Origin of the sequence: Rhodospirillum centenum SW (assembly GCF_000016185.1) — a bacterium.
Lineage (GTDB): Bacteria > Pseudomonadota > Alphaproteobacteria > Azospirillales > Azospirillaceae > Rhodocista > Rhodocista centena.
In genome coordinates this window covers 4,316,787-4,330,725 of the sequence record NC_011420.2, presented here as the reverse complement: position 1 = coordinate 4,330,725, position 13,939 = coordinate 4,316,787, and the positions used below count along the sequence as shown (strand labels likewise).

Here is a 13,939-nt window from a genome sequence, read left to right as displayed (position 1 = left end):
CTGCGGCGCCGCCGCCGTCCCGGACATAGCTCGGCCTCCGCCCGCATGACGTCAAGCCTGTCCGACACTCCGTCACAGCCCAGCCCGACCGCTGCCCGGCCCGAGGCCGGCGGTCCCCGTTCCAACGAACTGTGGGGCGGCCGCTTCGCCCGCGGCCCCGCCGAGATCATGGAGCGCATCAACGCCTCCATCGGCTTCGACCGCCGGCTCTGGTCCCAGGACATCGCGGGCTCCCAGGCGCATGCCCGGATGCTGGCCGCCCAGGGAATCATCCCGGCCGCCGACGCGGACGCCATCGTCGCCGGGCTGGAGCAGGTGGCGGCGGAGATCCGCGAGGGCCGCTTCACCTTCAGCACGGCGCTGGAGGACATCCACATGAACGTGGAGGCGCGGCTGAAGGAGCTGATCGGCGAACCGGCCGGCCGGCTGCACACGGCCCGTTCGCGCAACGACCAGGTGGCGACGGACTTCAAGCTCTGGGTGCGCGACGCGCTGGACCGGCTGGACGGCGACCTGCGGGCCCTGCAGGCCGCCCTGATCGACCGGGCGGAGGAGTACGCCGGCACGGTGATGCCCGGCTTCACCCATCTCCAGACGGCGCAGCCGGTGACCTTCGGCCACCATCTGCTGGCCTATGTCGAGATGCTGGGCCGCGACCGCGGCCGCGTGCGCGACGCCCGGGTCCGGCTGAACGAGTGCCCGCTGGGCAGCGCCGCCCTGGCCGGCACGCCCTATCCCATCGACCGCGCCATGACGGCCGCGGCGCTGGGCTTCGACCGGCCGACGGCGAATTCGCTGGACGCCGTGTCGGACCGCGACTTCGCGCTGGAGTACCTGTCGGCCGGCGCCATCTGCGGTGTCCACCTGTCGCGGCTGGCGGAGGAGATCGTCCTCTGGTGCACCAGCCAGTTCCGCTTCATCCGGCTGACGGACGCCTTCACCACCGGCAGCTCGATCATGCCGCAGAAGCGCAACCCCGACGCGGCCGAGCTGGTGCGCGGCAAGGCCGGGCGGGTGATCGGCAGCCTGAACGCCCTGCTGGTCATGATGAAGGGCCTGCCGCTGGCCTATTCCAAGGACATGCAGGAGGACAAGGAGCCGGTGTTCGAGGCGGAGGAGACGCTGTCGCTCTGCCTTGCCGCCATGACCGGCATGGTTCGCGACCTGACGGCCGACCCGGCCGCCATGCGCCGCGCCGTCGAGGCGGGCTTCCCCACCGCCACCGATCTGGCCGACTGGCTGGTGCGGCGGCTGGGCATGCCGTTCCGCGAGGCGCACCATGTCACCGGCCGCATCGTCAAGGCGGCGGAGGAGCGGGGCTGCGGCCTGTCCGACCTGCCGCTGGAGGCGCTCCAGGCCGTGGAGCCCCGCATCACCGCGGACATCTTCCCCGTGCTGAGCGTGGAGGCGTCGGTCGCCTCCCGCACCAGTCCGGGCGGCACCGCGCCCGATCTCGTGCGCAGGGCGGCCCAGGCCGCCCGGGAGCGTTTCCTGTGAGCCGGACCCGATCCGTCCCCCTCTGGCCCGCGGCCCTGCTGCTGGCCCTGCCCCTGGCGCTGACGGCCTGCGGCAAGAAGCCGGGTTTTCCGGACGCACCGCCGAACGCCGAGCCCGGGCGCTTCTACCCCGATCCGGCGCTGGACCCGCAGCCCGCCGGACAGGCGTCCCGCCCGGTCCCCGGCACGCCCGCTCCCGCCGCCGGGCAGCCCGGCGCCACGCCGGGCACCGGCACGGTCGCCACACCGGGCGCGGAGGACGCGCTGAAGCCGGTCGATCCGATCGCCCGCCGTCCCGGCAGCCGCTCCGGCCCCGCCATCCCGCCGAGCGGCGGGGGCATGTGATGGCGAAGGTCCCCTCCCCCGGCTTCGCCTACCGCGACGGGGAACTGCATGTCGAGGACGTGCCCCTGTCCGCCATCGCGGCGGAGGCGGGCACGCCGGCCTATGTCTATTCCACGGCGGAGCTGCGGGCGAACTGGCGGGCCTATGCCGACGCCTTCGACCTGGACGGCCCCGGCGGGCGCGACGTGGCCGTCTGCTATGCCCTGAAGGCCAACTCCAACCTTGCCGTCATCCGCACCCTGACCGCCCTGGGGGCCGGGGCCGACGTGGTGTCGGTGGGCGAGATGCAGCGCGCGCTGGTCGCCGGCATCCCGGCCGACCGCATCGTCTTCTCCGGCGTGGGCAAGACCCGCGACGAGCTGGCAGCGGCGCTGAAGGCCGGCATCCACCAGATCAACGTGGAGAGCCTGCCGGAGCTGGACCTGCTGTCGGCGGTGGCCAGCGGGCTGGGGCTGGTGGCGCCCGTCGCCCTGCGCGTCAACCCCGACGTGGACGCACAGACGCACGGCAAGATCGCCACCGGCCGCAAGGAGGACAAGTTCGGCATCGACTGGTCCCAGGCCGGCGCTGCCTTCGCCCGCGCCGCGGCCCTGCCGGGCCTGCGCCCGCTGGGCGTGGCGATCCACATCGGCTCCCAGCTCCTGAAGACCTCGCCCTTCGCGCTGGCCTTCGCCAAGGTGGCGGAGCTGGTGACGGACCTGCGGGCGCATGGCATCGGGATCGAGCGCATCGACCTGGGCGGCGGTGTCGGCGTCCCCTACCGGGAGGAGGACATCGGCCCCGACCACCGCGCCTATGCGCAGGTGGTACGGGAGACGGTGGGGCATCTGGGCTGCCACATCACGCTGGAGCCCGGCCGCTCCCTGGTGGCGAGCGCGGGTGTCCTGCTGTCGCGGGTCGTCCATGTCAAGGAAGGGCTGCACCGCCGCTTTCTTGTCCTGGACGCGGCCATGAACGACCTGATCCGCCCCTCGCTTTACGATGCCTGGCACACTATCCTGCCGGTGAGACAGCCCGCCCGCGGCGCCCCGCTCAGCGCGATGGATGTCGTCGGCCCGGTCTGCGAGAGCGGCGACACCTTCGCCAAGGGGCGGCGGCTGCCGCCCATGCAGGCGGGCGATCTGGTGGCGATCCTGACCGCGGGCGCCTATGGCGCGGTCATGGCCTCCACCTACAATTCCCGCCCGCTGGTGCCGGAGGTGCTGGTGGCGGGCGGCGAGCGGGCGGTGGTGCGCCGGCGCCCGACGCTGGAAGAACTGCTGGCGATGGAAAGCGTCCCGGCGTGGCTGCCGCCGCCGGGGTCCCGTTGACAGGGGGCGGGCCGGGCCGGAGCCCGGACGGACGCCCCGGAGGGTGAGCGATGCAGAGCCGGTTCCGTGCCCGGGAGATGCCCGCCGACGCCGCGGAGACGCCCGCCCTGCGCCGCGGTAAGGCGCCGGACGCCCCCGGCCTGCGCCTGCACGCGGCCCGCGCCGCCCTGGCCTGGGAGCGGCTGTGGCCCCGGCTCTGGCCGGCCGTGGGCGTGGCCGGCCTGTTCCTGGCCGCCGCCCTGTTCGGTCTGCCGCCCCTGTTGCCGGGCTGGCTGCACCTGCTGGTGCTGCTGGCGACGGCCGGCGGCGTGGGCTGGCTGGCCGTCACCCGGCTGCGCGGCTTCCGCTGGCCCGGGGTGGAGGAAGGCCGCCGCCGGCTGGAGCGCGACAGCGCCCTGGCCCACCGGCCGCTGGCGACGCTCCGCGACGGCCGCGCCACCGGCGACGGCGACCCGGTGGCCGATGCGCTCTGGCAGATGGCGCAGGAGCGGGCGCGGCGGCAGGTCCGCGACCTGCGCCTGAACGCCCCGCACCCCAACCTGCTGGCGCGCGATCCCTGGGCCCTGCGGATCGCCCTGGGGCTGGTGCTGCTGGTGGCGGCGAGCGTCGCCCGCGACGACTGGAGCGAGCGGCTGGGGCTGGCGCTCCAGCCCCGGATCGCCGGGCTGGGGCCGGCCGCGCCCGCCTCCCTGGATGTCTGGATCACGCCGCCGGACTACACCGGCCTGCCGCCCGTCTTCCTGACCCGCCAGCCCGTGCCGGCGGCGGGAACCGAAGGGGACGGGGCCGACGCGGCGCCCGCCGCGCCGGTGGACATCCCTGTCGGCAGCACACTGCTGGCCCGGGTCAGCGGCGGCAGCGGCACGCCGGAACTGGAGATCGACGGCAGCGCCACGCCCTTCACCGGGGTCGCCGGCGGCGGCTTCCAGATCGACCGGCCGGTCGGCGCCGGCCAGCGGCTGAGCGTGACCCAGCGCGGCCGGGAGCTGGGGGCCTGGAACATCCGGGTCGTCCCCGACATGGGGCCCGGCATCGCCTTCCGCACCCCGCCCGCCGCGACGGAGCGCCATGCCACCCGGATCGACTACACCGCCGCGGACGATTACGGCGTCGCCCGGGCGGTCGCGGTCCTGACCCTGGCGGCGGAGACCGCGCCGGGAATCGACCGCACGCCGCTGGAACTGCCGCTGCCGCTGCCCGGCGTGACCCCCAGGCAGGTGGCGGCCACCGGCTTCACCGACCTGACGCCGCATCCCTGGGCCGGGCTGCCGGTGAGCATCCGGCTGGAGGCCACCGACGGCGCCGGCCAGACCGGGCGCAGCGCCGAGCAGCCCTTCGTGCTGCCGGAACGGCCCTTCAGCCACCCGGTCGCCCAGGCCATCATCGCCGAACGGCGGCGCCTGACCCTGGGTGGCGACGGGGTCCGGGACCCGGTGTCCCGCGCGCTCTCCGACATCTCCGCCCGGCCCGACGGCTACCGCGGCGACCTGTCGGTCTTCATGGGGCTGCGCTCCGCCGTGGCGCGGCTGCGCCGCAACCAGGAGCCGGACGCGCTGGCCTCGGTCCAGGACACGCTGTGGGAGACGGCCCTGCGGGTGGAGGACGGCGGCCTGTCCCTGGCCGAGCGCGACCTGCGCGACGCCCAGCGGGAGCTGATGGAGGCGCTGGACCGCAACGCCCCGGACGAAGAGATCGACCGGCTGATGCAGCAGCTCCAGCAGGCCATGCAGCAGTTCATGGACGCCCTGGAGGAGAAGGTCCGCGAGGCCATGGAGCGGGGCGAGATGCCGCCCGAGATGCCCGACATGCCGAACCTCCAGAGCATGGACCGCCAGGGGCTGGAGCAGATGATGGAGCGCATGCGCGAACTGGCGCAGACCGGATCGCGCGAGGCGGCCCGGCAGATGCTCTCCCAGCTCCAGCAGATGATGGAGAATCTGCGCACCGGGCAGACGGGGAACCAGCAGCAGCAGGGCCAGGAGGCGGCCCGGCAGGCGATGGAGATGATGCAGCAGCTCCAGGATCTGGCGCAGCGCCAGCAGGAGCTGATGGACGAGACCTTCCGGCAGTCCGGCGAGGCGCAGGACGAGATGCTGCCGCCGGACATGCCCCTGCCCGGGATGCAGGGACCGAACCGCCAGCCCGGGCAACCCCAGCCCGGCCAGCCCCGCCCCGGCCAGCCGGGACAGGCCGGGCCGCAGGGCGGCGATCCCGCCGGCATGGCCGCGGACCAGGAGGCGCTGCGGCGCGAGCTGGGCGACCTGATGCGCCGCTTCGGGGAGATGGGCGGGGAAATCCCCAGCCCCCTGGGCCGCGCCGAACGCGCCATGCGCGATGCCGGCGAGGCGCTGGAGCAGGGCCTGCCCGGTCAGGCGGTGCCGTCGCAGGGGCAGGCGGTGGACCAGCTCCAGCAGGGGCTGGAGACCATGGTCGAGCAGATGCAGCAGCAGATGATGGCCGCCGCCGGCATGCGCCCGGGCCAGCGCCCGCAGGCGGGCCGCCAGCCCGGCCGCGACCCGCTGGGCCGGCAGCTTCCCGGCCAGGGCATGTTCAACACCGACCGGGTGAAGATCCCGGAGGAGGGGGACGTGCAGCGTTCGCGCGAGATCCTGGAGGAACTGCGCCGGCGCGCCGGGGAGCCGGACCGCCCGAAGCTGGAGCGGGACTATATCGAGCGCCTGCTGGACCGGTTCTGAAGCCCGCCCACCGGCCTCCGCGATCGGCCTAGAAGCCGGTCTCCGGCACCGGTTCGGGGGCGACGAAGCTGTATTCAATCGCCTTCGCCTCCCCCTGCCGTTCCGGCATGCGGGAGTCGAAGGTGACCGACTGGCCCGGGGCCAGCACCCGGGCCGGCGGAATGATCCGCCAGGAGAAGAGGCGCTGACCGTCCGCGCCGATGGCCCAGGCCAACACGTCCGGCACCGGGCGCTCCCGGTCCGAGGTGTTCTCGATGGCGCCGCTGACGAACAGCAGCACCGTGCCCTCGATGGTGCGGAACTCGCTACGCACCTTGTCCGGCGGCAGAACCAGCCCGGCCCCCGGCAGCTCCGGCGCCACCGGCATCCCGACCAGCTCGTAGAACGCCTTGGCCGGCGGCCAGCCTTCGACGATGGCATCCCGCCCGAAGAAGATCCCCGCCGCCAGACCGGCGACCACGGTGGCAAGCCCGCCCCAGCGCAGCATGGCGCCGCGGCGCGGCCGCTCCGGCTCCAGCGGCACCGGCAGGTTGGAGCCGAGGGGAAGCGGCCGCGGCCTCTGCGCCGGGGCGGCGCTGGTCGCGGGCGCGAAGGGATCGTCGTCGGGTGCCGACTCGAAGCCGGCCGACCCGTCGAGGGAGAAATCCGGGGGGAAGCCGGGGGAAAGATCCGCCGACGCCGCTTCCGGCGCGGGAGCCGGCGCCGGGCGGGGGGCGGGCCGGGCAGCCGGACGGGGCGCCATGGCCGGCGCAGCCGCGGCGGCGCGGTCGGGCTCCTGATGCCAGATGTGCCCGCAGTTGCCGCACTTCACGCGACGGCCGCTGCCGAGCAATGCCGCATCGAGCAGAAAACGCTTCGAGCACGCCGGGCAGGAGAGGATCATCCGTGGAAGCGACCTGTGCGAAGGGTTCAACCCTTATAGAAAGTGGCACGCCCCAGCGCAAGGCGGGGACCTGCCGCGGGTCCAGGGACTCGCCCTTTGAGCAGCGGGGACAGACGGCGGAAGCGCCTGCGGCGGCGGAACCGGCGTCAATGGCTGGACGCGGCGGCGGCGCCCGTGCGATCATTGTCGCCGCTCCGCCGCCCCGGGCGGGACTGCCGTGCCGCCGGACAAAAGCCGGAATCGTCGGCATCCTGGGGCCCCGATGACGCAGCCGACCTGAACCGACCAGCCCGGAACCGTCCAGCGATGAGCCGCCGCGGCCATTACGACATCCCCCTGAAACGCGATGCGACCGGACGCTTCCTGCCCTGGATCATCGCCCTGATGGTCTATCTGGCGAGCCTGTCCCTGGTCGCCGCCATGGTCATGTCCGATCTGGCGGCGCGCTGGGACACCGGCCTGTCGGGCAGCCTGACGGTGCAGGTCCGCCCCCTGTCGGGCAAGGACGCGCCGACGGTGGAAGCGCGGGTGCAGGACGTGCTGAAGCGGCTGGAAGGCCGCCCATCCGTGACGGAGGTCCGCGCCCTGCCGCACGAGGAGGCGGTGCGGCTGGTCGAGCCCTGGCTGGGCAGCGGTGCCCTGCTGGACGATCTGCCGGTGCCCGCCCTGATCGACCTGAGCCTGCGGCCCGACGCGGACGCCAAGGCGCTGGCGGCAGAACTGAAAGGCGCCGTACCGGGGGTGGAGGTGGACGATCCGGGCGACTGGCTGGCCGGCCTGCGCCGGCTGGCGGCGACGGTGCAGTGGGTGTCCGCCGCCGTCGTCGGGCTGATCGGCGCCGTCGCCGTCGCCTCCGTCATCTTCGCCGCCAGCGCCGGGCTGGCCGTCCACCGGGCGGAGGTGGAACTGCTGCATGTGATCGGCGCCTCCGACGGCTATGTCGCCGGGCAGTTCCAGCGCCATGTGCTGCGCCTGACCCTGATCGGCGGCGCCGCCGGGCTGGTCCTGGCGCTGCTGACCCTGTGGGGGCTGGACGCGGCGGCGCAGAACCTGACGGCGGCACTGCTGCCGCGGCTGTCGCTGACGGCGGAACAGTGGCTGTCGCTTGCGGGCGTGCCGGCAGCGGCAGCCCTGCTGGCCGCGGTCACCGCACGGCTGACGGTGATGCGGGCCCTGGAGCGGCTGCCATGAGGTTTCCCTTCGGGGGAGCGCAGCGGGCGGACAGGCCGGGCGGACGCCTGCCCGACGGTGAGCCGCCGGCAGGTTCCGGACGCCATCCGCTGCTGCACGCCCTGTTCGGCGGGGCGCTGACCCTGGCCGTCGCCTGGTTCGCCGGCCTGTTCCTGTTCGCGGCCGGGCTGCCCCGCACCCCGCCCGAGGACGACCGGCAGACCGATGCCATCGTCGTGCTGACCGGCGGCAGCGAGCGGCTGGCCGCCGGGTTCGAGCTGCTGCGGGCGCACCGGGCCCGGAAGCTGTTCATCTCCGGCGTCTACCGCGGCGTGGACGTGCAGGAACTGCTGCGGCTGTCGCGGCAGGCGCCGGGCGACCTGGAATGCTGCATCGTGCTGGGCTATGCCGCCGACGACACCGAGGGCAATGCGGCGGAGACCGCCCTCTGGGTCCGGCAGGAGGGATTCCGTTCGCTGCGGGTGGTCACCGCCAACTACCACATGCCGCGCAGTCTGGTGGAGTTCCGCCGCGCCCTGCCGGAGGTCGACCTGATCGCCCATCCGGTAGCGCCGCCCAATGTCCGTCTGGAGCACTGGTGGCGCTGGCCGGGCACGGCGAGCCTGATCGTGGGTGAATACAACAAGTTTCTGCTGGCCTGGACCCGCGCCCTGCTGCCGGTCCCGGCCGCCACCCCTCCGGCGGACGTGCCGCCCGGGGTCTGGCAGCGGCCGGAACCGCTGAGCCGCTGAACCCTGCCGTTCAGCCGCCGGCGTCGCGGCCTGGGCCGGGCCTGGGGCCGGGGCCGGGGCTGTCCGTATCCTCCACCGTCTCCGCCCCGGCGCGTGTGCCGCCGCGCCGGTCCGCGGCACCGGATTCCGCCCCCGGCTTCTGGTGGTTGCCGGTGTGCTGCTGCTCCAGGATGCGCCGCGCCTCCTCGTCGGCCCCCTCCGGGGCCTTTGGCATCCGCTGTGTCGGGTCCTGGGGTCTGTCGGCCATGTTCCGGCTGTCCTTCCGTTGCGTTGCGGTCTCTCCCGTCAACCGGACGGCAGCGCGGCGGTTCCCCGGACGGGGTGGAGTGCCCCGTTCTGGACAGGGCCCGTGACCGTGGTTAATGCTGGCCTGCCTGCTTCCGGAAGGGCGGACCCGGCCATGCTCGTGCTGCGCTCGCTGCTGTTCAACCTGGTCTTCTACGTCTGGACGATGCTGTGCTGCGTCGGCCTGCTGTGGATGCTGTTCATCCCGCGCCGGCGGATGATCGACGTGCTGGCCTGGTACATGCGCACGCTGGCCTGGCTGGAGCGCACCATCATCGGCCTGCACTACGAGGTGCGGGGGCTGGAGCACCTGCCGACCCACGGCAGCTTCCTGGTCGGGGCGAAGCACCAGTCCATGTGGGAGACGATGAAGCTGCATCTGATCCTGGACGATCCGGCCATTATCCTGAAGCGCGAGCTTCTCTGGCTACCGATCTGGGGCTGGTACGCGGCGAAGTCGCAGCAGATCCCGGTGGACCGCAGCCGCCGCGGCGCCGCCCTGTCGCCGCTGGTGACGGGAGCGCGCGCCGTGGCTGCGCAGGGCCGCCCGATCGTCATCTTCCCCCAGGGCACCCGGCTGGCGCCCGGCACCTACAGGCCCTACAAGGTGGGGATCGGGGTGCTGTACCAGGATCTGGACCTGCCCATCGTGCCGATGGCGCTGAACTCCGGTCTGTTCTGGGGACGCCGCACGATTATCCGCCGCCCCGGCACCATCACCATCGAGTTCCTGCCGCCGATCCCGCCCGGCCTGCCGCGCGACGTCGCCATGGCCGAGCTGGAGGAACGGCTTGAGACGGCGAGCGAGCGGCTGTCGCTGGCCGCCGGCGGCCCCCCGACCGAACGGCCGACGACCCCGCGCCGGATCCGGCTGCGTACCGTGGCCCGCGCGCGCGGGCAGGCGAGCGCCTGAGCCCCGGGTGCGGGAACGACGGTGAGCAGCATCCCGTTGTGGGCCTTGCCGCCCAGGCGAATCGGCGGGAACGGGCCGCCACGCGCAAACATTGGGTGAACATAATACGAACACAGCCTTGACTTGCCCGCCGCCCGCTCCCTACTCTGCAGGGTGACGACGAGCCGGACCGCCCGCCCCTGCCGCGGACAGCCCGGCGGACGCCGCCCGCGGCAGGGGCGGGAGGGCACCGGAGCGGGGGTCTTGCATGGCGGACTCTGCGACGACCGATGATGTGACCGGCCCCGCGGGGGCCGGACTGCCGCCCGTCTCCCGGCAGATCTGGGACATGAAGTACCGGCTGAAAGCGCCGGACGGTGCGCCGGTGGACGCCACCGTGGCGGACACCTGGACCCGCGTGGCGCGGGCGCTGGCAGCACCGGAGCGCGACCCGGCGGCCTGGGAGGAGCGCTTCCGGTCGGCGCTGGAGGGGTTCCGCTTCCTGCCCGCCGGCCGCATCCTGGCCGGGGCCGGGACACGGCGGACGGTGACGCTGTTCAACTGCTTCGTCATGGGCACCGTGCCCGATGACATGGGCGGCATCTTCGCCCACCTGCGGGAGGCGGCACTGACGCTGCAGCAGGGCGGCGGCATCGGCTACGACTTCTCCACCCTGCGGCCCAAGGGGGCGCCCGTGGCCGGCGTCGGGGCCGACGCTTCCGGCCCCGTCTCCTTCATGGACGTGTGGGACAGCATGTGCCGCACCATCATGAGCGCCGGCAGCCGCCGCGGCGCCATGATGGCGACCCTGCGCTGCGACCACCCCGACATCGAACTGTTCATCGACGCCAAGCGCGAGCCCGGCCGGCTGCGCAACTTCAACCTGTCGGTCCTGGCGACGGACGATTTCATGGCCGCGGTGCGGGAGGACCGGCCCTGGCCGCTGCGCTTCGACGGCCGGGTCTTCCGCACCGTGCCGGCCCGCGCCCTGTGGGACCGCATCATGCGGGCGACCTACGACTATGCCGAGCCGGGCGTCATCTTCATCGACCGCATCAACGAGCAGAACAACCTGAGCTACTGCGAGACGATCAGCGCCACGAACCCGTGCGTCACGGCGGAGACCTGGGTGGGGACCGCCGAGGGGCCGCGGCAGGTGCGGGAGCTGGTCGGCCGGCCCTTCACCGCCCTGCTGCATGGCCGGCCCTGGCCGTCGGCGCCGGAAGGCTTCTTCCCGACCGGGGTCAGGCCGGTGCTGCGCCTGCGCACCCGCGAGGGCCTGGAACTGCGCGCCACGGCCGACCATCCGGTGCGGCGGGTGGTGGCCAGGGCGGATGGCGGGGCCGCGGAAGAATGGACGGCGCTGGGGGCGCTGAAGCCCGGCGACCGCGTCCGCCTGGGCGAAGCCGCGGTGGAGCCGGGCTGGCCGCCCCCGCCCGGTTCGACCGCCGAGGGGGAGGTGGCCGGCTATCTGCTGAGCCTGCTGGTCGGTGACGCCGCGCTGAAGCGGGACAAGGCGGTGTTGTCCGTCTGGCTGCCCGCGGCGGAGAAGGACGCCCCGGCCGATATGCGGGGCGTGATGGCCGCGGCGGAGGCGGCGGCGCGGTTCCTGCCCCACCGCGCCGATTTCCATGGCCGGGCCGCCGTCGCCGGACGCCGGGAGTACCGGCTGGCCACCGCGGCCCTGCGGAACCTGGCGGCCCGGTTCGGGCTGGCGCCCGGCGCCAAGGCCGTGACGCCGGAAATCGAGCGGGCGTCGAGCCTCTTCCAGGCGGCCTTCCTGCGCGGCCTGTTCGATGCGGACGGCCGCGTGCAGGGCAGTCAGGCGAAGGGCGTCAGCATCTGGCTGGCGCAGAGCGACCTGGAACGGCTGCGGGCGGTGCAGCGGATGCTGCTCCGCCTCGGCATCGTCTCCACCCTGGCCGCGGACCGGCGGGCGCGGTCCCTGCGCCTGCTGCCGGAAGGACGGGGCGGCCGGCGGCCCTGTGCCGGTGCTGCCGACCACGAACTGATCATCGCCCGGGACAATGTCGGCCGCTTCGCCGCACGGATCGGCTTCGCGGACGCGGACAAGGCCGGCCGGCTGCGCGCAGCACTCTCCGCCTGCCGGCGCCGGCCCGACCGGGAGGACTGGACGGCCGAGGTGGCGGAACTGGTGCCGGACGGCGAGGCCGAGGTCTTCGACGTCCGCATCCCGGGGGCGAACGCCTTCGAGGCAAACGGCCTCGTTGTCCACAACTGCGGCGAACAGCCCCTGCCCCCCTACGGGGCCTGCCTGCTGGGCTCGGTCAATCTGGCCGCCCTGGTGCGCGATCCCTTCACCCCGGCGGCCCGGCTGGACCGGGAGGAACTGGCGCGGGTGGTGCCGCTGGCCGTGCGGATGATGGACAACGTGGTGGATGTCTCCCGCTTCCCGCTGGAGGCGCAGGAGGCCGAGGCGCAGGCCAAGCGGCGGATCGGGCTGGGCGTCACCGGGCTGGCCGACGCGCTGATCCTGTGCGGCGTGCGCTACGGCTCGGAAGCCGGGGTGCGGCTGACGGAGGAATGGCTGCGCGCGATCCAGGTCGCGGCCTACCGCACCTCCGCCGCCCTGGCGGCGGAGAAGGGCGCCTTTCCCCTGTTCGACCGGGAGGCGTTCCTGGAGCGGCCCATGGTGCGCGCCCTGCCGCCGGACGTGCGCGAAGCCATCGCCGCGCAGGGCGTGCGCAACGCGCTGGTCACCTCCATCGCGCCGACCGGGACCATCAGCCTGTTCGCGGGCAACGTCTCCTCCGGCATCGAGCCGGTCTTCGCCTACGAGTACCAGCGTGCCGTGCTGATGCCCGACGGCAGCCGGCGGACAGAGACGGTGCAGGACCTGGCCTACCGCCTGTACCGGGAGAGAATGGGGCCGGACGCGCCGCTGACCGACGCCTTCGTCGATGCCCAGAGCCTGGAGCCGGCGGCGCATCTGGTGATGCAGGCGGCGGCGCAGCGGCATGTGGACAGCGCCATCTCCAAGACCATCAACTGCCCGGCAGACCTGCCGTTCGAGGCGTTCAAGGATGTCTACCGGCAGGCCTACGAGCTGGGCTGCAAGGGCTGCACCACCTATCGGCCGAACGCCGTGACGGGGTCGGTCCTGTCGGTCCAGGCCACGGGCGGTGCGCCGGCCGCCGCCCCGGCCCAGGCGCCCGTCCAGCCGCCCGTTCAGGCGCCCGTTCAGGCGCCGGGGCCGACATCCGCGCCGGGACGCGCGGAGCCGGCGCGCGGCGAGGGTGCCGTGGTCTACATGACCCGGCCGCTGGACCGGCCGGAGGCCCTGCCCGGCCACACCTACAAGGTGAAATGGCCGGACAGCGACCACGCCCTCTACATCACCGTGAACGACATCGTGCAGGACGGGCGGCGGAGGCCGTTCGAGGTCTTCATCAACTCCAAGAACATGGAGCACTATGCCTGGACGGTGGCGCTGACGCGCATGATCTCCGCCGTGTTCCGCCGCGGCGGCGACGTCTCCTTCGTGGTGGAGGAGCTGAAGGCCGTGTTCGACCCACGCGGCGGCCAGTGGGTGGAGGGGCGCTATGTGCCCTCGCTGCTGGCCGCCATCGGACAGGTGATCGAGCGCCACATGCTGGAAACCGGCTTCCTGCCCCGCCCCGGGGCTGCGGCCGGCGCCCCCCGCCTGCCGGCCGCCACCGGGGGCCCCGCCGCGGCCGATCCGGCCCCAGACCCGGACCCCGGACCGGCGACCGACCCCAGCGCCGCCCGCCTGGGCCAGTGCCCCCGATGCGCCCAGGCCACCCTGCTGCGGCAGGAGGGCTGCGACCTCTGCACCAACTGCGGCTATTCCAGGTGCGGGTAAGGCGGCAAGGCTCCCGCCCGCCAGCGAACAGAGAGATGGCGTCCCCGCACGTCCACGGGCACTGATCCAGTCGTTGCTCAAGCTGGCAGTCTGCCTCTGGAAGTGACGCCTTGCCTTGCCAAGCACATCTGCTAACAATCAAAAATCACTGGACCGGACAACCAGGACATGCATGCCGCCTGCCAGGACTGGCGCGCTGCCGGAGCATTCTTATCGAAAGGGCCGCGAAAAGACCAAGTATCGCGCCATGAAACAGAAATACCGAG

The 13,939-nt window shown here is 73.5% G+C and carries 10 protein-coding genes; 8 read left to right on the top strand and 2 right to left on the bottom strand.

All coding sequences use genetic code 11. From position 1 onward, the window contains the following. Positions 1-45: 45 nt before the first annotated feature. From argH to RC1_RS19615, 4 genes are read left to right on the top strand one after another with little or no spacing between them, the layout of a single operon-like run. Positions 46-1,497 (top strand): argininosuccinate lyase, encoded by a 1,452-nt coding sequence (argH, locus tag RC1_RS19630; protein ID WP_012569214.1) that lies wholly within the window; start codon positions 46-48, stop codon positions 1,495-1,497. After that, positions 1,494-1,841, top strand: coding sequence for a hypothetical protein (locus tag RC1_RS19625; protein ID WP_012569213.1), 348 nt, complete (start codon positions 1,494-1,496; stop codon positions 1,839-1,841). Before argH ends, RC1_RS19625 begins: the two co-directional genes overlap by 4 nt. After that, positions 1,841-3,151, top strand: coding sequence for a diaminopimelate decarboxylase (gene lysA / locus RC1_RS19620; protein WP_012569212.1), 1,311 nt, complete (start codon positions 1,841-1,843; stop codon positions 3,149-3,151). Before RC1_RS19625 ends, lysA begins: the two co-directional genes overlap by 1 nt. Before the next feature lie 50 nt (positions 3,152-3,201). Continuing rightward, positions 3,202-5,847 (top strand): TIGR02302 family protein, encoded by a 2,646-nt coding sequence (locus tag RC1_RS19615; protein ID WP_012569211.1) that lies wholly within the window; start codon positions 3,202-3,204, stop codon positions 5,845-5,847. A 28-nt stretch (positions 5,848-5,875) separates the two neighbouring features. Here the strand turns inward: RC1_RS19615 and RC1_RS19610 are convergent, their stop codons facing one another. After that, positions 5,876-6,730 (bottom strand): zinc-ribbon domain-containing protein, encoded by an 855-nt coding sequence (locus RC1_RS19610; protein ID WP_012569210.1) that lies wholly within the window; start codon positions 6,728-6,730, stop codon positions 5,876-5,878. A gap of 306 nt (positions 6,731-7,036) precedes the next feature. Here RC1_RS19610 and RC1_RS19605 point away from each other — a divergent pair, with 306 nt between their 5' ends. Both RC1_RS19605 and RC1_RS19600 read left to right on the top strand, forming a co-directional pair. After that, the gene (locus RC1_RS19605; RefSeq protein ID WP_012569209.1) at positions 7,037-7,921 is read left to right on the top strand and encodes a cell division protein FtsX; all 885 of its coding nucleotides are present in this window, start codon (positions 7,037-7,039) and stop codon (positions 7,919-7,921) included. Next, complete coding sequence (locus RC1_RS19600) at positions 7,918-8,652, top strand: YdcF family protein (protein ID WP_012569208.1); 735 nt, start codon at positions 7,918-7,920, stop codon at positions 8,650-8,652. Before RC1_RS19605 ends, RC1_RS19600 begins: the two co-directional genes overlap by 4 nt. A gap of 10 nt (positions 8,653-8,662) precedes the next feature. Here RC1_RS19600 and RC1_RS19595 read toward each other — a convergent pair whose 3' ends face one another. Further along, positions 8,663-8,899, bottom strand: a complete 237-nt coding sequence (locus RC1_RS19595; protein ID WP_012569207.1) for a hypothetical protein — start codon at positions 8,897-8,899, stop codon at positions 8,663-8,665. Positions 8,900-9,052: 153 nt separating this feature from the next. On the opposite strand from RC1_RS19595, the gene RC1_RS19590 reads away from it, so the two are divergent. Continuing rightward, complete coding sequence (locus RC1_RS19590; RefSeq protein ID WP_012569206.1) at positions 9,053-9,850, top strand: lysophospholipid acyltransferase family protein; 798 nt, start codon at positions 9,053-9,055, stop codon at positions 9,848-9,850. A gap of 247 nt (positions 9,851-10,097) precedes the next feature. Next, positions 10,098-13,673: an LAGLIDADG family homing endonuclease gene (locus tag RC1_RS19585; protein ID WP_012569205.1), complete on the top strand. Its 3,576-nt coding sequence runs from the start codon at positions 10,098-10,100 to the stop codon at positions 13,671-13,673. Positions 13,674-13,939 lie beyond the last annotated feature (266 nt).